This window comes from Gluconobacter sp. OJA (assembly GCF_039638325.1).
In the GTDB taxonomy this organism is placed as follows: domain Bacteria; phylum Pseudomonadota; class Alphaproteobacteria; order Acetobacterales; family Acetobacteraceae; genus Gluconobacter; species Gluconobacter cerinus.
Map to the genome: position 1 here is coordinate 1,177,649 of NZ_JBDIWI010000001.1, position 17,795 is coordinate 1,195,443.

Below are 17,795 nucleotides of genomic sequence, written 5' to 3' on the forward strand. Positions count from 1 at the left end.
ATCCGTTCGCGCACTGGCGAAGTGTTTGCACCATGCCCGTAGGTTCTCAGTTGAACAGCGAGCATCCGGACTGGATGGTGAGGCCCACAGCCTGTTGGGAGAACTGTTGCCGGTAAGCAGCCTGAATTGCACGGAGATTGTGCTGAAGGTTCTTGTCGGGAGGTGTCACAACCCAGAGAATTCTGGACGGCTCCCTGCCTACCACATGGGTCACAGTATTCATCCATTGCCCATCAGCCTTGAAAACTGTCAGGCCGCTCGGGAAATAGGGAGTAATTTCGGATGTAACAAATGTCTGCCACTCATCATCCGTTATGGGCATTCCGCCGGGACGCGTCTGCCCGAACATCATTCTGATCTGCAATGTATCCTGAGCACGCATTTCGCGGCAGAGGTCGGGCGTGACACTCACCGGGACGACGCAGCCTCCCAAAAGGGGCAGCGAAAGGAACAGGGCAGTGAGACCTAGGTTTTTCATGAGTGTGTTTGTGCCAGTGCATTTTTAAGGATGGTACATTCGCTGGGAGTGAACAGACCCCGCCGGATAAACAGATCGATCAGAACGAGATTGACGTTGAACTTGAAGTCATAAGTATCTCGGACGAGAGAGAATGCATCCGCTAGCGGTATCAGATGAAAGCTCTCAACTTCACCATCTTCTGCTACCGGGACAAAGTCTTCTGGCAGGATCAGGTCGTAGCAGTGAAGAACATCTCTCCTAAGCCCTTCAGGGCGGTCCATGGCATAGTGCAGTCGGCTAACGGGCACTGCGCGGCGGGATAGCTCTTCCGGGATGCCAGCCTCTTCCTGAGCTTCCTTGATAACGGTCATCTCTGGGTCAAGCCCGGCACTCATGCCGCCAGCAACCAAATGATCCAGTTTTCCAGGATCAAGACGTTTGGACATACTCCGACGGGCGATCCATAGCATTGTGCCTGTGGAATGCTCCACGAGGCCATTCATATGGATACCTTCTGCCGCTACTCCCAGAACAGGAATGGCGCCCCGGTCAACACGCCCAATGACATGGCCTTGCGCGTTGCGAACGTCGAAGGGCTCATCATGCGAAGCATATACGCCCTGTCTGGCAAGAGTTTGGGAGAGGGGAAACAAGTCCTCTCCTGACGCAACGCCAAATTTTTCCTGTGTTTTTAATCCCAAAGATTCAAGTTGGAGGGACGTTTCCGGGGAAATCCATCCAATCTGCTCGTGAGCACAAAAAAACGGGAGCCGTCCGCCGGGAAGGCGTGCGCTATTGCAGGCCTCTATATGTCGGAGGAACGGATCAAGATTCGGGAATGGAGACTTTTCTAGCACAATCGAAAGTTTCGCATGCGCGCGAGCGATTGCAAAGCGGAGCCTCTCTTTCTCATAGTCTGGCATGTCAAAGAAACACGATTCGAAATCGGAAAGCCTGTCTCTCAAAGAACTCTGGAAAAAAATCCGCCCTGAAAACCCAGGCCGTACGGCGTTCTGGGTCGGGGTGGCGATGGTTCTGCTTCTCGTAGAAAGCGGGACGACAGTTGCGACCCCCTGGCTATTCAGTCGGATGGTGTCGGCGTTGTCAGAGCATCAGGCGCTGCTGGCTGTCCCGTTCTGGCTGATTGGCCAGTACGCGATCATCCGTGTTGTTGCCGGGCTATCGACACCGCTCCGTGAAATGCTGATTGCTCCTATTGAAGCTGACCTGCAGAGGCGTGTTGCGCTGGTGGGATTGGAGCATCTTCACGCCATGAGCGTCCGGTTTCACCTTGATCGGCAGACGGGAGCTCTCACGAGGACACTGGATCGTGGCTCGGATGCGATTGGCACACTGCTCAGTCTTGTCCTCTTCAACGTTCTGCCGAACACCATCGAACTGTTGATGACGCTTTTCGTCGTGTTTCGGATCTTTGACTGGCGGTATGTCGTGGTGGCTGTCGGCGGGATCGGCGTTTATGCAGCTGTATCGTATGTTTTTACACGTATGCGAATGACAGCTCGGCGTGCGCGGAATACAGCCAACAGTCAGGCACAATACCAACTCGTTGACAGTATGCTGAACTTCGAGACAGTCCGCAGTTTTGCCAACAGCCATCAGGAAATTCTCCGCTACGACCGGTCGCGCGTCGCTCTAAAGAACGCTGAAATTCGTTTGAAACGATTGGTCGGCCTTTCCCAGATGGCGCGAAGCCTGCTGATTGCGGGGGCAACCGCGGTCATATTGTTGCTGGCTGCTCATGACATCGTGCAGCACAGAATTGGTGTCGCGCAGTTCGTTCTGATCGGTAGCTACCTTCGAGGGCTGTATAGTTCTGTAGGAGCGCTGAATTACGTCAGTGCGGGCTGGAGAAATGCCCGGGTAGATCTTGAAAACTACCTTGAACTCCTTGGTACGCACTCAGAAATTGTTGAGGCGAAAAATCCAGCACCCTTACCCGTCAAGCTCGCGACAGGTGGGCCTGCTGCGATCAAGTTCGAGCATGTTTCCTTCAGTTACGACCCGTCCCGCGAAATCCTGCATGATATCAATCTGGATATTCCGGCGGGAACATCTCTGGCAATCGTCGGGCATACGGGCTCCGGAAAATCAACTATCGGGCGTCTGTTGACCCGCGCTTATGATCCGACATCGGGCTCTATCTTTATTGACGGGAAAAACCTGCGGGATGTGGCGCTGGAAGATCTGCAACGAGTGATTGGAACCGTCCCCCAGGACACGGTTCTGTTCAATGCAGGAATTGGCGAAAATATTGCCTATGGAGATCCTTCTGCTCCGGAAGCGGCTGTCGAACTTGCGGCCGCCCGTGCGCAAATTCATGACTTCATTAACGAGCTGCCAGAAAAATATGACACTGTCGTAGGAGAGCGCGGGTTGAAGCTCTCAGGGGGCGAAAAACAGCGGGTCGCAATCGCGCGCGTCCTGCTCAAAGATCCCAGAATTCTCCTTCTGGATGAAGCAACAAGTGCCCTCGATACGTGGACGGAAGCTGCGATACAGCAGGAATTGCGCGCGCTTTCTCTGTCCCGAACAACGGTGATCGTTGCGCACCGTCTATCTACCATTCAGGACGCTGATCAGATCGTTGTGCTGGATGCGGGAAGGGTGGTCGAACGTGGAACGCACACGGAATTGCTGCAAAAAGACGGCTATTATGCAAGAATGTGGTCGGTTCAGGCGGGAGAAGCGGTCATGAGGGCTTGACGAAAGCCCTCTCGTTCGCGATAAGCCGCGCCTGATTTACGGAACGCGCCGGGCCTCCGCTGTCCTGCGTCATCCAGCATCGAGGAAAGTGCTACCATGTCTCGCCGTTGCCAGGTCACGGGCAAGGGCGTGCTGACGGGCAATAACGTCAGCCACGCCAATAACAAGTCCCGCCGTCGTTTTCTCCCGAATCTGCAGGAGACCACGATGATCTCCGATATTCTTGGTTCTTCAGTGCGCATGCGCCTGTCAACCAACGGTATCCGTACGATCGAGCACAATGGTGGGCTGGATTCGTTCCTGCTGGGAACGCCAAACCGCAAGCTTCCTGAAGAAGCTCAGGTCATCAAGCGTCGTATCCTGCGTGTTCAGGAGCGTAAGGCTGCACAGACAGCCTGAGAAATCTTTCCGGCTTCGGCTGGTTCATAAAGATTACTCTTGAAAACCATGGCGGTCTGGGTCATTCAGCCGCCACTGGGACAAATCAGGTTCGGCTTTAACGAGCCGCAGCGGAGGTGTTTCAGTCCAGACTGAAACACCTTTTATTGTTTTTTGGAGGTTCTCCGTGTCCGAAAGCGTTCAGGAAGCCAAATCGGCTCTCTCGAAGATCCGCAATATCGGTATTACCGCTCATATCGATGCTGGTAAGACCACCACGACCGAGCGCATCCTGTATTACACGGGTGTCTCCCATAAGATCGGTGAAGTGCACGACGGTAACACCACCACCGATTACATGGCGCAGGAGCGTGAGCGCGGCATCACCATCACGTCCGCTGCCGTGACGTGTGAGTGGAACGACCACCGCATCAACATCATCGACACCCCGGGCCACATCGACTTCAACATCGAAGTGAACCGTTCGCTCCGCGTGCTCGATGGCGCCATCTTCGTGATTGAAGGTGTGGCTGGCGTGCAGCCGCAGTCCGAGACCAACTGGCGTCTTGCTGACCGCTACAACGTCCCGCGCGTCATCTTCATCAACAAGCTCGATCGTACGGGTGCAGACTTCTATTACGCTTTCAGCACGCTGAAAGAGAAGCTGGACATCGTTGCAGTTCCGCTGCAGCTGCCCATCGGTGCTGAAGAAAACTTCGTTGGTGTTGTCGATCTGGTCGAGATGCGCGCCATCGTGTGGGAAGGCGGCGAACTCGGCGCCAAGTTCCATTACGAAGAGATCCCGGCTGACCTGAAGGAAAAGGCTGAGGAAGCTCGCCAGACCCTGCTCGACACCGCTCTTGCCGTCGATAACGACGCAATGGAAGAGTACTTCGAAAAGGGCGACGTTGACGTTGCAACACTGAAGAAGTGCATCAAGAAGGGTGCAATCTCCGGTGAGTTCCGTCCCGTCATGTGCGGTACGGCGTTCAAGAACAAGGGCGTTCAGCCTCTGCTCGATGCGGTCATCGACTATCTTCCGGCTCCGGACGAAGTTGAAGGCATCCGCATTGCTCCGCCGGAAGGCGAAGAGGTTGACGAAGACTTCCTGCCGATCGTTCCTGTCGATCCGGATGGCAAGTTCGCTGGCCTTGCGTTCAAGATCATTTCCGACAAGTACGGCACGCTGACCTTCGTTCGCGTCTATCGCGGCGTTCTGAACGCTGGCGACACGATCCTGAACACGACGAAGGGTCACAAGGAACGCGTTGGCCGCATGTTCCAGATGCATGCTGACAAGCGTCAGGAAGTGAAGTCCGTTGGTGCGGGTGACATTGCTGCGTTCGTTGGTCTGAAGGACACGGTCACGGGTGACACGCTGGCTGATGCCGCTGATCCGGTGGTTCTGGAGCGTATGCAGTTCCCGGTTCCGGTTATCGACATCTCTGTCGAGCCGAAGACCAAGGACGGCGTCGAGAAGATGACGCTGGCTCTGCAGAAGCTGACTGCTGAAGATCCGTCCCTGCACCTCAAGACCGATCAGGAAACGGGTCAGACCATCCTGTCCGGCATGGGCGAGCTTCACCTGGACATCATTGTTGACCGTCTGCGTCGTGAATACGGTGTTGATGCCAACATTGGCGCGCCTCAGGTGGCCTATCGTGAGACGATCACGAAGTCCCACATTGAGACATACACCCACAAGAAGCAGTCGGGTGGTTCGGGTCAGTACGCTGAAGTCAAGATTGAGTTCGCTCCGTCTGACAAGCCGGACGAGATCGTGTTCACCAACAAGGTTGTCGGTGGTACGGTTCCGAAGGAATACATTCCGGCTGTCGAAAAGGGCATCCGCATGCAGAGCACCACGGGTGTTCTCGCTGGCTTCCCGACGGTGGACTTCCAGTTCACGCTGCTCGACGGTAAGTACCATGACGTTGACTCGTCGGCTCTGGCCTTCGAAATCGCCGCCAAGGCTGCTTTCCGGGAAGGTATGAAGAACGCCGGTCCGGTGATTCTTGAGCCGATCATGGACGTTGAAGTTACAACCCCGAACGATCACGTGGGTGACGTTGTTGGCGATCTTAACCGTCGCCGCGGCATCATCCAGAGCCAGGAAACGTCTGGTTCGACCGTGATGATCCGTTCCCAGGTGCCGCTGAAGGAAATGTTCGGCTACATTTCCCATCTGCGTTCTGCAACGAAGGGTCGTGCATCCTTCACCATGCAGTTCCACCACTACGAGGCTGTTCCTCGTAACGTTGCTGAAGAAATCATGGCGAAGTCCGCCTGATTTTTTCACCTCGGTGAGACATCTGACCCCGCCAGAGCAATCTGGCGGGGTTTTTTGTTGCTATATTTTATAAAGACACCCGATACCGCTGCCTGAAACGCAAGCGTCTGTTATCGCAGCTCTTTCTACGAATAATATTCCGCAAGCAGAGGGTTCCTCGGCTTGTTAGGTTTTCTTCTGAGAGTGTTAGCACTCAGGAGCGCCGGCTTTTACAGGCTTTCGATGGTGTTGCTCTTCGTCTGTTGCAGGCTGTCCCAACGTTGGCGTCTAGACCAAATGTTCGCTTGAAAAGGGCACCCCAGCGATCGAGCCGTAGCGTGTATGCGAGTTTTCAATCAGACGCCTCGCCAGAGCTTTTGTTCAAATAGGCAAACCTGATGACGCATAAAAAAGGCGACGAAAGGTTGCCCCTCCGTCGCCTTTTCTGAAAACGCTAGAGATCAGTGCAGATTGTCTGTCCGGCGGATAAATGCTGCGACATTGTCATGAAGCTGCTGCAGGGCTGCCGGGTCTACGTAGACCATGTGTCCGGACGAATACTGAGCGTATTCGATGTTCTTCTGAAGGCTGGTAGCCATCGGAAGATGCTTCATCTCGTAAATACCTTCGTAGTAAGGCGTTGCGAGATCGTAGTAGCCACCGTTTAGCATCACATGCAGGTTCGGGTTCGTCTTGATTGCCATGGCAAGGTCGCTCATGACGTTGGGAACGCCCTTGGGCTGGTAGCCGTGTCCTGGCTGGGTGTGTTTGTTGTCCCAGTTCCCTTCAGGATTGAAGAGGCGGTAGGTTTCGTCTGTGCCGTACTTCAGAGTGTTCCGCACGTAGTCATTGAAGACCGAAACATAGGCAGAGCTAATAGCGCTGGATTGCGGATCGTAATCCGCTTCCTTCGTCATCGGATCAAGCGTCGGGCTGGAATACCGCGTATCGAGGCGACCTGTTGCCATTCCGGTTGCAGCCTGAAGCTGCTGTTCGAACTGGCCGCCGTTCACGCGGAGATCAGAGCGCAGAATATAGTCCACCGGCAGACCAGTGTAGGTGTGGAGCTTCTCTGCGATGGCCTGACGCTCGCTTTCCGGCAGGTCTGCTCCCTGACGGAGGGCAACGGTATAATCCGTCACAGCAAAATGCTCGACTTCCTTCAGGAAGGCCTTCAGGTCGGGATGCTGCTGTGGCAGGCAATGATGATACCACGCCGTTGCAGCATAGGTGGGTAGAGCGAGAACATACGGGTCATCAACGCCAGGATTGAACTGCGGTGCATCAGCGCTGTTGTCGTAATTCAGGATCTGAGAGAGCAGGATGACACCATTGAAATCGATGTTTTCTTCCTGCTCCAGATCATTGATGACGACTGCGGAGCGCATGGTGCCGTAGCTTTCGCCAAACAGGTATTTGGGCGAATTGTAGCGGTGGTACTTTGCAAGAAACTTCGAGATGAAGTGGGTGAACGCTTCTCCGTCACCATCGACACCAAGGAACTCCTTGGCGGCATCCTTGCCCGCAATGCGTGAGAAACCGGTTCCCGGAGCATCAACAAACACAACGTCAGACACGTCCAGTAGAGATTGGGGATTGTTGATGAGAGCGTAAGGCGCGGCGGGAAGATGCTGGTCACCGGGTGTGTTGACGCGGCGTGGCCCGAACGTGCCCATATGAACCCAGACAGACGCCGACCCCGGGCCGCCGTTATACAGGAAGGTAATGGGACGCTTCGCCGATGGAACCCCATCCTTGAAGTAGGCGGTATAGAACATCGATGCGACAGGTGGGTTCTTGTCGCTGTCGTCTTTGCCGGCTTCAACCTTGATGCCGCGCTTGGTCAGAACCTCATTGGAATCATTGTATTCTGACCCGTGCACGAGAATGGTCCCGGCAACAGCCTGATAAGGAATGGTCGAGCCATCCACGACTACCGTGCCGCGTGTAACGCTGTCGGCATTGGGGGCAGGAGTGTCCTTGGCGGGTTCAGCGGCAAGAGCGGGTGTTACCATCATGGCAACACCCAGGAAGAGAGCCTTGCGAAGCATTCAGAAGGGCCTTGTGTTAAGTGTTCTGCCCTTCTCTAAACGCATAGCTGACTTGCAGACAAGCTAGATGTTATAATGTTTCGTTCTTAACCGAATGCACGGTTCGTATGCATGATCGCCACGCCGATTTCCCGTAGCAGGTTGAACGAGCGTTCCAGCGGCTGGAAAATTTCCCGGTGTTCCCGGGCAAAGCCACTTTCTTCACCCGCATCGCCCGGCTCGCCGAAGTCCAGATTGGCCACGCTCGGGCCAGAGACCGGGAAGAGGTCATCCAGCAGATGCAGGGAGCGCGGGATATCCAGACACAGGATCAGGTTGGTGATGGAATCACGTGTCAGGCTATTGCGCGGGCCAAAATAGGGAATGCGCGTAGACAGAACCCACAGGCGATCAATCAGTGCAAAGCGGATGGCGTGCAGCAACTTTTCGCGGGGCTCCATATGCGGTGCATCGGGCCACGCGGCACGTAGGGCAATATGATCCGTCTGGATACGGCGGAACATTGCGGGTGCGCTCGTCCAGAAGCGTAGAACTTCCAATCCATGAGAAATGGTCAGGAAATTCTGACGCTCTTCTTCGTCCTGCGCCTTGGAGGCCCGATCCAGCCATGTCCCCGGATCAAGCTGACGTATTGTTGCACGCAGGACTTCCAGATCGGAGTGAGCCAAGGCCTGTCGGGCAAAATCCATGGCTTCGCGGAAACGTGGAGAGCTGGTGACAAACTGCTCGAATGTTTCCGGATGACGCTGCGCCGCACTTCCAAGTCCGTGCAGCACATTGGCCCACCAGCCAAGCTGCTGAAGGATGGCATTGTTCGGGATGGCGCGTAGCTGACTTGGATGCGTGATGCGCGTCACTGTAGCGGCGTCAGACTGACGTGCAGAGGGACGGGAGCCTGTCTTGTCGATCAAGGATGGGCCGAAAGCACTCAATAGTGCTGCATATCCCGGATCATTGACCAGAGCGCCCATGTCCAACGCGATGGTCGAAAAGAAGTCTGCTGCAAAATCCGGGCGTTCATAGACTGGATCATTTACGCTCGTCGGAACGTGCGCCACATGCTCGGCCAATGTCGCAATCGTGGAGGCTGCAATGCTTCCTGTTCCGAACAATGTATAGCCGTCGCCACCCTGGAATGCGGTTTCTACACGGCAGCCGACACCTGCATTCTGGAATGCAATCCGCGTTCTTGCCGGAGAAAAATAGTCCAGACGCTGGCGAAGGCTGAAAGGATGGGCGCCGCGGCCGATGCTTTCGCCATGGGTGTCGAACAGTGTGAGGGCAACGTCCTCGAGATCATGTTCTTTCAGCAGGTCCAGCGTCCGCATCCGCAGGCGCTCAACCAGATTCGTGGCAGCTAACTGCCCCACATAACGACCCGAGTCCGAATAACCGAACTGCAGGGATAGTCTGCCATTCGCCCGCAGATAATCCCGCCAGTGTGGGGAGCGGAACGCTTCCTCAAGGATGGTCTCTCCGTTTTCGAGTGCGCTTTCCGTCTCGAAAAGAGGAGAAATTTCGATCTGATGATCCTGAATGCCAAACAGGCGGGCGAGCCACAGCGTGGCCAGCAGTGTGTATCCGCTTTCTGTCTCAGCAATGAGAAAGCGGATGGGGGAGCCGGTGTCGATGTGCTTGAGAATCTGCGCCATCGTCATCATCAGGCGCGCGGCCGATGCCGGCTCGACGAGCAGAGAGCCAAAATCAACATGGCGCGCTGTCAGGTCATCGAGGGCATCGTTGATTCGAGACAGCAGCACGCGACGGCGGGACGGAAGAGCCGGGTCATCTGTCAGACCGAGGCGCGTTCTTGCAACGTTATAGATCTGAGCGGCATTCAGTCGCGTGTGAATGTGCGCAATACCCAGCCCGTGGCTCATGAACCCGGCCCGGAGCGTGCGCAGACGGAGGGCATCTGAAGTTTCCAGTCCCGATGCGGCATCCCGAAAGAAGGGCTGGAGTTCTTTCGCGTCCAGCAGGGCTTTTTCCCGGTGTGCGATCAGGGTCTGTGCAAAGTCGCGAATGTCTTCGGGGGTAGCACTTTTGCTTCTCGGACATGCGGCATGTTGTGTCCGGACCGCTTCCATGGCGCGGCGAACACGCATCGCCAGCGCCGTGTCCTGAAGGCGGAGTTCAGTCAGGCCCGACTCAAGACGCTCAAGCTGCGCAAGTTTGAGTTCCAGACGGATGCGAATTGTGTCCCACCAGCCAATGTCATTGCGCCCGTCTGTATCAAAACCGACCCAGCTTGCGAGAATGACGGGTGAGGGATCCACATGATCCGCCTCGTTTGCCCACCGGGATGTCATTTTTTCAATGAGAGATGTCGTGAGCTCATCAAGTGCATCGCGGCCACGCAAAACGGCAGCCAGGGCGAGGGACTGCTCATCGGCAAGTGTCGGCGGTGCCGACCGGCGATGTGTTGTCAGGCATGGGAGAGGCGCTTCCGGATTGGAGGCACGTTCGGCCATGAGCGCATAGACATGGTCAGCCAGAGCAAACGTCGGGTGAGCTGTAAACACAGCGGCAATTGCTGGTTTAGTAAGGGCTTCCGGCGACGGTGCCTGCTCGACCAGTTTGGCCGCAACCTGCTTCAGACGCTCTGTCGGGTCCGCATCTTCAAGGCCGACATATTGGCGAAGATGAGCGGCACGCTGCGAAAAATATTCGTCCCGCAATGTTCGAACTGTGTGTTCCAGCTCCTCGATTTTCTCACCTTTTCCGATGGACAGTTCATCACCAATGGAGGCAATCAGATCACTAAGACCGTTGCGTTCCTGTGTCAGGCGCGTGGTCATGGCGTCGATGCGGTCGGAAAGGGATGTGTCGTGCCGGGAGGCGCAGTCAGACATCGGGAGCAGTCTCGCTTCTGCGGGAGGTAAATTGAAAACGGGCAAGTTATGTTCCATGCCCGGCCTGTAAGCGCAACCTTGTTGCGGACGCGACAGTGCGTCCGGATGATGCTATCGGAGGCTTCATGCATCCGGATATGAAGAAAGATGTCAGTCAGGCCACTCCGCAGAAAGGATCTTCGCCAACAAGATTGGCCGGAGGCCTTCTAATCGGCATGGGCGCGGTTGCCACAGGCACGACCTATCTCGCGGCCAGACATTTCTACGATGATAGCCTGGCGTTAGGTGTACTCCGGGCAGGCTCACGAGCTGGCGTTGTTGGAGGCTTGGCGGACTGGTTTGCAGTGACGGCCCTGTTCCGACATCCGATGGGGCTTCCTATTCCTCATACGGCTATCCTTCCCAGACAGAAGGTGCGGCTAGGGCAGGCGTTGGGCCGGTTTGTGTCCGGTCAGTTCTTTACGGATGCAGACGTTCATCGGGCCCTCTCCAAGATTGATCTGCCAGGTCTGATTGCGGACGCTCTCAGCGAGCCATCTACCCGACAGACGCTTGTCGCCACGCTGCGCGCCAGTATCCCCAGCCTGTTTGATCGCCTTGAGGACGGTCGGGCGAGTGCTGCTCTATCGCGCGCGCTGCCGGTCCTGCTCAATGGTGAGGAAATCGCGCCACTCGTCTCTCGCGCCATGAGGGCGATGGTGGACAGTGAAATGCATCAGGAAGTGCTCTCTTTCCTTCTGGCAAAGCTCAAGGCCACCGTCGCTGCCAAGGAGGGTGATCTGAGGCAGTTCGTCGAGGAGCGGGTGCGTGAGCAGGGGGGGCGCTTCCTCGGCTGGGCCATTGGCGGATCGGTTGCCAATCGGGTTCTGACGGCTCTTCAGGCGGAAATTGAACGGATCGATCCGATGGACTCGGATATTCGGCATGGCTTCACGACGTGGGTGCGGGCTGAAATCGATCGGATGGAAACCGATCCGGATCGCCGACAGGATCTGACGCGAGCGATTGGCTCGGTTCTGACGCATTCCAGCCTGAAGGCCTGGAGCGGCGAACTCTGGGAGCGCGTCCGCCGGATGGCAGAAGAGGATTGCGCAAAAGAGGACGGTTGGAGTGCCTCCGTTCTGGATACGGCAATTAGCGGCCTGGCAACGTCCATGCGTGAAAATGCTCCGCTGAGAGAGCGCATCAATACGACCGTGGAGCGCATGGTCTCGAAGCTGCTTCCTGGCGTCAGAGACAAGCTCTCCGGGTTTATCGCCAATGTCATGGCAGGATGGGATGGCGATGACCTTGCGCGCCGTCTGGAAGCACGTGTAGGGCGGGATCTGGCCTATATTCGCGTCAACGGGACTGTCGTCGGGTTTTTGGCTGGAGCTGGCCTTGATCTGATCTCCCGCCTGTTTTTCGGTGTCTGAAGAGGTTATAACTCCGTTTAAGACATCACAAACTTCTTGACCTTTGTGACAGCATGGGTCATCTGGAACCTAATCAGGACTTCATAAGTCTTGAATGAATGTAATGTGAGTGTGCAAGCTATGCTGAGGCTCTCCAAACTAGCCGATTATGCCACCGTCCTCCTTGTCCACCTCGGACAGCACGAGGGTCTGGCAACAGCCGCCGCGCTGGCAGGAGAGACCGGAGTACCCGAGCCAACCGTTGCAAAGCTGCTTAAGGGTTTGGCTTCGAGCGGACTCGTCATCTCTCATCGAGGGGCACGTGGCGGTTATCGGCTGGCAGGTGCGCTGGAAGAAATTACGATCGCCACGGTTATCGCCGTTGTTGATGGTCCGATTTCGATTACAGCCTGCTGCGACGGTCGGGAGTGCGAACATAGCTCCCTGTGTGGACTTTCGGGGCAGTGGGACATGGTGAATGACGCCATTCTCCGAACGCTCAACAGTATTACGCTTGCGGATATGGACCGACATTCCGTTCTACATAGCGGGAAGGAGCCCAAGGAGCCTTCTCTCGACACTACCGGCGCCGGGCCAGTCCCCGTGGCTGATCCGGTCAACTGAGGACACCAAATCATGCCAGCTGTGACGGAGACCCGCGAGACAGTCGAAAAGCTCGCGAAGTCCAGTTACGAGTGGGGCTTCGAGACTGATATCGAAATGGATATCGCTCCCAAGGGCCTGAATGAAGATACGGTTCGCCTGATCTCGGAGCGTAAGAGAGAGCCTGAGTGGATGCTAGAATGGCGTCTCAAGGCTTTCCGCATGTGGCTGGAAATGAAAGAGCCTGAATGGGCCAAAGTCAGCCACCCTCCGATTGATTATCAGGATGCGCATTACTTCGCTCAGCCTAAGAAGAAGCCTGGCCCGAAAAGTCTGGATGAAGTCGATCCCGAACTTCTCAAAACCTACGCCAAGCTAGGCATTCCGCTGCATGAGCAGGCGTTGCTGGCTGGTGTCGAAGGTACTGAAGATCAGAAGCGTCTGCCTGTTGCCGTTGACGCTGTTTTTGACAGCGTGTCGGTTGCGACAACCTTCCGCAAGACGCTTGAAGAAGCCGGTGTCATCTTCTGTCCGATTTCGGATGCCATTCGCGAACATCCGGATCTCGTAAAGCAGTATCTTGGTTCGGTTGTGCCAGCCGCTGACAATTTCTTTGCGGCATTGAATTCTGCCGTCTTTACGGACGGGTCGTTTGTGTTCGTTCCAAAGGGTGTGCGTTGCCCGATGGAGCTCTCCACATACTTCCGGATCAATGCCCGCAACACCGGCCAGTTCGAGCGGACCCTGATTATCGTCGAAGATGGGGCGAGCGTCTCTTATCTGGAGGGGTGTACGGCTCCCCAGAGAGATGAAAACCAGCTTCATGCGGCAGTTGTCGAGCTGATTGCGATGGATGATGCGTCCATCAAGTACTCTACGGTGCAGAACTGGTATCCGGGAGACGATGAAGGTCGCGGTGGCATTTATAACTTCGTGACGAAGCGCGGGGCCTGCCGCGGCGCACGGTCCAAGATTTCCTGGACGCAGGTTGAAACCGGTTCCGCGATTACGTGGAAGTATCCCTCCTGCGTTTTGGCCGGCGAGGGCTCGGTTGGCGAATTCTACTCCGTTGCTGTGACCAATAATCACCAGCAGGCCGATACAGGTACGAAAATGATTCATCTGGCGCCGAATACGCGCTCGACGATCATTGCCAAGACCATCTCGGCCGGTCGCTCTGACAGCACATATCGTGGTCTTGTTCGTATGCAGCCGAAGGCACGCAATGCGCGCAATTTCACGCAGTGCGACAGTCTGCTGATTGGTGATCAGTGTGGTGCACATACGGTTCCGTATATCGAGAGCCGCAACATGACCGCGCGTATCGAGCACGAAGCAACGACGTCTAAAATCTCCGAAGACCAGCTCTTCTACTGTCGCTCTCGCGGGCTTTCTGAAGAAGACGCAGTTGGTTTGATTGTTAACGGATTTTGCCGCGAGGTGCTCAAGGAGCTGCCAATGGAATTCGCGGTCGAGGCTCAGAAGCTACTCCAGGTCAGCCTCGAAGGAAGTGTGGGTTAAGACATGAATGATTTTCTCAAGATCCAGGGCCTCGAAGCACGCATTGATGCCGATGGGACGCCAAAGGAAATCCTGAAAGGGATCGACCTTGAAATTCCAAAGGGCGAAATTCATGCCATCATGGGTCCAAATGGCTCCGGCAAATCTACGCTCTCCTATGTCCTTTCCGGCCGCGATGACTACGAAGTAACGGGCGGAAGTGCGACCTTTAAAGGTCAGGATCTTCTAGCTCTGGATCCGGAAGAGCGTGCGGCTCTGGGCGTGTTTCTCGCATTCCAGTCTCCCGTCGAGCTGCCGGGCGTTAATAACGCCAATTTCCTGCGGACAGCCGTCAATGCTGTGCGCCGTGCGCGCGGTGAAGACGAACTGGACGCTGTTGCTTTCCTGAAGGCCGTCCGGGCTGAGACCAAGCGTCTGTCCATGTCTGACGAAATGCTTAAGCGTGCTGTTAATGTAGGCTTCTCCGGCGGTGAGAAGAAGCGCAATGAAGTGCTCCAGATGCGCTTGCTGCAGCCCTCTTTCGCTATTCTCGACGAGACAGACAGTGGTCTGGATATTGATGCCCTGCGTATCGTTGCAGATGGAGTGAATTCTCTTCGCGGGCCAGACTTCTCCGCGCTTGTCATCACGCATCATCAGCGTCTGCTCGATTACATCGTTCCTGACCGTGTGCATGTCATGGCCAAGGGCAAGATCATCTTTAGTGGTGGTCCGGAAGTAGCGAAGACGCTTGAAAAGCAGGGCTACACCCAGTTCCTCGAGGCTGCAGCGTGAGTACAGGGACCGCAGTTCAGTCGTCCCCAGCCCTGAGCGCTTTCGTCGGGCGTGCAGCGGGACATGGCTCTGTTCTGGCTGAGCGCGGGATTCCCACGCGGCGTGTCGAGGCATGGCGATATACGCCACTGCGGGCCTTTACGGAAACGGTGTGGAACGAAGCGCCTGCACTGTCGGATCACGACGTGCAGTCGCTGTTGGATGTACTTGCGTTACCAGAGGCGGAAAGCCGTGTAGTTTTCGCGAATGGGCTGGAGGCTGTGTCTCAAACACGCCTTTCGGAAAATCTCGTTCGTTCGCAGGGTGAAGCCGTTGACCCGTTAGAGGATCGCTTTTCAGCTATTCTCAACGCAGCCCTGCGTCAGGATGGTTTGTCCATTCGCGTGCCTGCGGGCGTTGCTGCTGGAACGCTTGTCCTCGTTTCGCTCACCTCAGGGAACGCCATTTCCACACATCTGCGCCATCAGATTGTTCTGGAAGACGGTGCATCTCTGACGGTGTTCGATGTTAACGCAGGGGACGGTCGGTATGTGACCAACCCGCGGTTTGACATTGTAGTGGGAAAAAATGCCCAGCTGAATCACGTCAAACTGCAGCGTGAGGGCGCGGACGCGGGGCATCTTGCTCTTGTTTATGCATCCGTGGACGCGAACGGAAACTACGACAGCTTTACCCTGAATCAGGGTGGTGAGCTGGCGCGGCACGAAGTTGTTGCGACGCTGACCCAAGCCCATGCACAGGTCCATGTGAACGGAATTCAAATCGTGGATGGCAAGCGCCTGAACGACCTGACGTCCATGATTCATCATGCAGCGCCTGATTGTGGGTCGCGTCAAACGGTTAAGACTGTGCTCTCTGAGAGCGGACAGGGCGTGTTCCAGGGCAAGATTCTTGTCGATCGTGTTGCCCAGAAGACTGACGGCTATCAGATGAATCAGGCGCTTCTTCTGTCAGAGAAGGCGCAGATTAACAGTAAACCTGAGCTGGAAATTTACGCGGATGACGTGAAGTGCAGCCATGGCGCCACTGTGGGGGCACTGGATGACGAGCAGCTTTTCTATCTGCGCTCTCGTGGTGTGCCAGAAGCAGAAGCGCGCGCTATTCTCGTTCAGGCCTTCCTTCTGGATGCACTTGATCTCGTAACAGACGAGACCCTGCGCGACGTACTGATCCGGAGCATCACAGCATGACGCCGGCCGTACGCGCGCAGTTTCCGATCCTGTCTGAGCAGGTGCATGGTCGTCCGCTTGTCTTTCTCGACAGCGCCGCTTCAGCCCAGAAGCCGGAATGCGTGATCGAAGCTATGCGCGATGCGGCGTATCATCAGTACGCCAATATTCATCGCGGCTTGCACTGGATGAGTGAGCGGACAACAGAAGCTTACGAACGTACGCGTGATGCTGTCGCAGGGCTCATCAATGCACCCGACCGCCATGAAGTTGTCTTCACGCGAAACAGTACAGAGGCCATCAATCTGGTAGCGCACAGTCTTGGCTCTTTGATGAAGCCAGGGCAGGCGGTTCTGATTTCGGAACTGGAGCATCATGCCAATATTGTCCCATGGCTTATGCTGCGGGACAGGGTTGGTATCGAACTCCGTGTGGCACCAATGGATGAGAGTGGTGACATCGATCTTGAGGCGTATGAAGCGCTTCTGGACGATGGCAATGTCGCTCTCGTATCCATTACGCATATGTCGAACGTGCTGGGGACCGTTACGCCTGCCAAAAAACTGGCAGAAATTGCTCATGCTCATGGCGCGCGCATCCTGTTTGATGGGTCGCAGTCTGTCGTACATCGGAAAATCGATGTGCAGGATATCGGAGCAGACTTTTTTACCTTCACTGGCCATAAGCTTTATGGGCCAACAGGTATCGGCGTGCTCTGGGGTAAGCGGGAGCTTCTAGATGCCATGCCGCCGTTCCTGGGTGGTGGCGAGATGATCCAGAATGTCTCTTTCGAGCGTGCGACCTGGGCGACTGTCCCTCATAAATTCGAAGCGGGAACCCCTGCCATTCTGGAAACGATTGGTCTGGGCGCGGCCGTTAAGTTCGTGGAGGGGATTGGCTACGACGCCATCTCTCGTCACGAAACAGCCTTGACCACATATGCCGAGCAGCGTCTGGGCGAGGTTGAGGGGCTTAAAGTTCTTGGGTCTCCGCAGGTTCGTGGTGGCGTTCTGTCCTTCGTGATGGACGGCGCTCATCCCCATGATCTGGCTACCTTGCTGGATCAGTTGGGAATTGCGATCCGTGCTGGTCAGCATTGTGCGGAGCCGCTTGTCCGTCGTCTCGGTGTGCATGCTACGGCACGCGCCAGCTTCGGTATTTACACGACACAGGATGAGATTGACGTCCTGATCACAGGCCTTGAACGGGCACGGAAGATGCTCACATGAGTGATGCCATGACCGAACAACACCCCATTGATGAGAGCACTCCCGTAACAGGTGAGGGCACCGGCCCGGACCAGGACGCTGTTATAGCGGCCATTGCGACCGTTTATGATCCGGAAATCCCGGTAAATATTTATGAGCTGGGCCTGATCTACGCGATTGACCTGCATGATGACGGCCGGGTCAACGTGGAAATGACCCTGACGGCTCCCAATTGCCCGAGTGCTCAGGAGCTGCCGGAAATGGTGCGCGATGCCATTCTGAAAGTGCCAAATGTGACGAATGCCACTGTGGAAATCGTATGGGATCCGCCGTGGGACATGAGCCGCATGAGTGATGATGCGCGTCTTGCGCTTAATATGTTCTGATCTGAG

General features: G+C 55.8%; 14 protein-coding genes. 10 read left to right on the forward strand and 4 right to left on the reverse strand.

Annotated elements, in window-relative coordinates; all coding sequences use genetic code 11:
* Positions 1-46: 46 nt before the first annotated feature.
* On the reverse strand, positions 47-478 hold the full coding sequence (locus ABDK75_RS05600) for a DUF3574 domain-containing protein (RefSeq protein WP_346005185.1): 432 nt from the start codon (positions 476-478) through the stop codon (positions 47-49).
* On the reverse strand, positions 475-1,113 hold the full coding sequence (locus ABDK75_RS05605; protein ID WP_339407529.1) for an NUDIX domain-containing protein: 639 nt from the start codon (positions 1,111-1,113) through the stop codon (positions 475-477). The genes ABDK75_RS05600 and ABDK75_RS05605 overlap by 4 nt, the downstream gene beginning before the upstream one ends.
* A gap of 268 nt (positions 1,114-1,381) precedes the next feature.
* Here ABDK75_RS05605 and ABDK75_RS05610 point away from each other — a divergent pair, with 268 nt between their 5' ends.
* The 3 genes from ABDK75_RS05610 to fusA all read left to right on the forward strand — a co-directional run bounded on the left by ABDK75_RS05610 (position 1,382) and on the right by fusA (position 5,852).
* Positions 1,382-3,184, forward strand: a complete 1,803-nt coding sequence (locus ABDK75_RS05610; protein ID WP_099212216.1) for an ABC transporter ATP-binding protein/permease — start codon at positions 1,382-1,384, stop codon at positions 3,182-3,184.
* Positions 3,185-3,280: 96 nt separating this feature from the next.
* Positions 3,281-3,583, forward strand: a complete 303-nt coding sequence (gene rpmB, locus ABDK75_RS05615; RefSeq protein WP_007282133.1) for a 50S ribosomal protein L28 — start codon at positions 3,281-3,283, stop codon at positions 3,581-3,583.
* Positions 3,584-3,749: 166 nt separating this feature from the next.
* On the forward strand, positions 3,750-5,852 hold the full coding sequence (fusA, locus tag ABDK75_RS05620) for an elongation factor G (RefSeq protein WP_099212218.1): 2,103 nt from the start codon (positions 3,750-3,752) through the stop codon (positions 5,850-5,852).
* 440 nt (positions 5,853-6,292) lie between these two features.
* Here fusA and ABDK75_RS05625 read toward each other — a convergent pair whose 3' ends face one another.
* Positions 6,293-7,882: a S10 family peptidase gene (locus ABDK75_RS05625; protein WP_202207331.1), complete on the reverse strand. Its 1,590-nt coding sequence runs from the start codon at positions 7,880-7,882 to the stop codon at positions 6,293-6,295.
* An 86-nt stretch (positions 7,883-7,968) separates the two neighbouring features.
* Positions 7,969-10,734, reverse strand: coding sequence for a phosphoenolpyruvate carboxylase (locus ABDK75_RS05630; RefSeq protein ID WP_408874424.1), 2,766 nt, complete (start codon positions 10,732-10,734; stop codon positions 7,969-7,971).
* Between the two features lie 125 nt (positions 10,735-10,859).
* On the opposite strand from ABDK75_RS05630, the gene ABDK75_RS05635 reads away from it, so the two are divergent.
* The 7 genes from ABDK75_RS05635 (at position 10,860) to ABDK75_RS05665 (ending at position 17,789) form a co-directional block, all read left to right on the forward strand.
* Entirely contained in the window at positions 10,860-12,149 is a 1,290-nt protein-coding gene (locus ABDK75_RS05635) for a DUF445 domain-containing protein (RefSeq protein WP_408874425.1), read from the forward strand.
* Between the two features lie 120 nt (positions 12,150-12,269).
* Positions 12,270-12,752 (forward strand): SUF system Fe-S cluster assembly regulator, encoded by a 483-nt coding sequence (locus tag ABDK75_RS05640; RefSeq protein WP_046902051.1) that lies wholly within the window; start codon positions 12,270-12,272, stop codon positions 12,750-12,752.
* A gap of 12 nt (positions 12,753-12,764) precedes the next feature.
* The gene (gene sufB / locus ABDK75_RS05645; RefSeq protein WP_346005188.1) at positions 12,765-14,252 is read left to right on the forward strand and encodes a Fe-S cluster assembly protein SufB; all 1,488 of its coding nucleotides are present in this window, start codon (positions 12,765-12,767) and stop codon (positions 14,250-14,252) included.
* 3 nt (positions 14,253-14,255) lie between these two features.
* A complete protein-coding gene (gene sufC, locus ABDK75_RS05650) occupies positions 14,256-15,026 on the forward strand; it encodes a Fe-S cluster assembly ATPase SufC (RefSeq protein WP_046901416.1) in 771 nt (256 codons plus the stop codon).
* Positions 15,023-16,216, forward strand: a complete 1,194-nt coding sequence (gene sufD / locus ABDK75_RS05655) for a Fe-S cluster assembly protein SufD (RefSeq protein ID WP_346005189.1) — start codon at positions 15,023-15,025, stop codon at positions 16,214-16,216. The genes sufC and sufD overlap by 4 nt, the downstream gene beginning before the upstream one ends.
* Positions 16,213-17,424, forward strand: coding sequence for an aminotransferase class V-fold PLP-dependent enzyme (locus tag ABDK75_RS05660; protein WP_064273146.1), 1,212 nt, complete (start codon positions 16,213-16,215; stop codon positions 17,422-17,424). The genes sufD and ABDK75_RS05660 overlap by 4 nt, the downstream gene beginning before the upstream one ends.
* Positions 17,421-17,789: an SUF system Fe-S cluster assembly protein gene (locus ABDK75_RS05665; protein ID WP_064273147.1), complete on the forward strand. Its 369-nt coding sequence runs from the start codon at positions 17,421-17,423 to the stop codon at positions 17,787-17,789. The genes ABDK75_RS05660 and ABDK75_RS05665 overlap by 4 nt, the downstream gene beginning before the upstream one ends.
* Positions 17,790-17,795 lie beyond the last annotated feature (6 nt).

Excerpts from the sequence above, each read along its gene's own strand:
- ABDK75_RS05600 (WP_346005185.1), bottom strand. The coding sequence starts at position 478 with ATGAAAAACCTAGGTCTCACTGCCCTGTTCCTTTCGCTGCCCCTTTTG.
- ABDK75_RS05610 (WP_099212216.1), top strand. The coding sequence starts at position 1,382 with ATGTCAAAGAAACACGATTCGAAATCGGAAAGCCTGTCTCTCAAAGAA.
- rpmB (WP_007282133.1), top strand. The coding sequence starts at position 3,281 with ATGTCTCGCCGTTGCCAGGTCACGGGCAAGGGCGTGCTGACGGGCAAT.
- ABDK75_RS05625 (WP_202207331.1), bottom strand. The coding sequence starts at position 7,882 with ATGCTTCGCAAGGCTCTCTTCCTGGGTGTTGCCATGATGGTAACACCC.
- ABDK75_RS05630 (WP_408874424.1), bottom strand. The coding sequence starts at position 10,734 with ATGTCTGACTGCGCCTCCCGGCACGACACATCCCTTTCCGACCGCATC.
- ABDK75_RS05635 (WP_408874425.1), top strand. The coding sequence starts at position 10,860 with ATGCATCCGGATATGAAGAAAGATGTCAGTCAGGCCACTCCGCAGAAA.
- ABDK75_RS05640 (WP_046902051.1), top strand. The coding sequence starts at position 12,270 with ATGCTGAGGCTCTCCAAACTAGCCGATTATGCCACCGTCCTCCTTGTC.
- sufB (WP_346005188.1), top strand. The coding sequence starts at position 12,765 with ATGCCAGCTGTGACGGAGACCCGCGAGACAGTCGAAAAGCTCGCGAAG.
- sufC (WP_046901416.1), top strand. The coding sequence starts at position 14,256 with ATGAATGATTTTCTCAAGATCCAGGGCCTCGAAGCACGCATTGATGCC.
- ABDK75_RS05660 (WP_064273146.1), top strand. The coding sequence starts at position 16,213 with ATGACGCCGGCCGTACGCGCGCAGTTTCCGATCCTGTCTGAGCAGGTG.
- ABDK75_RS05665 (WP_064273147.1), top strand. The coding sequence starts at position 17,421 with ATGAGTGATGCCATGACCGAACAACACCCCATTGATGAGAGCACTCCC.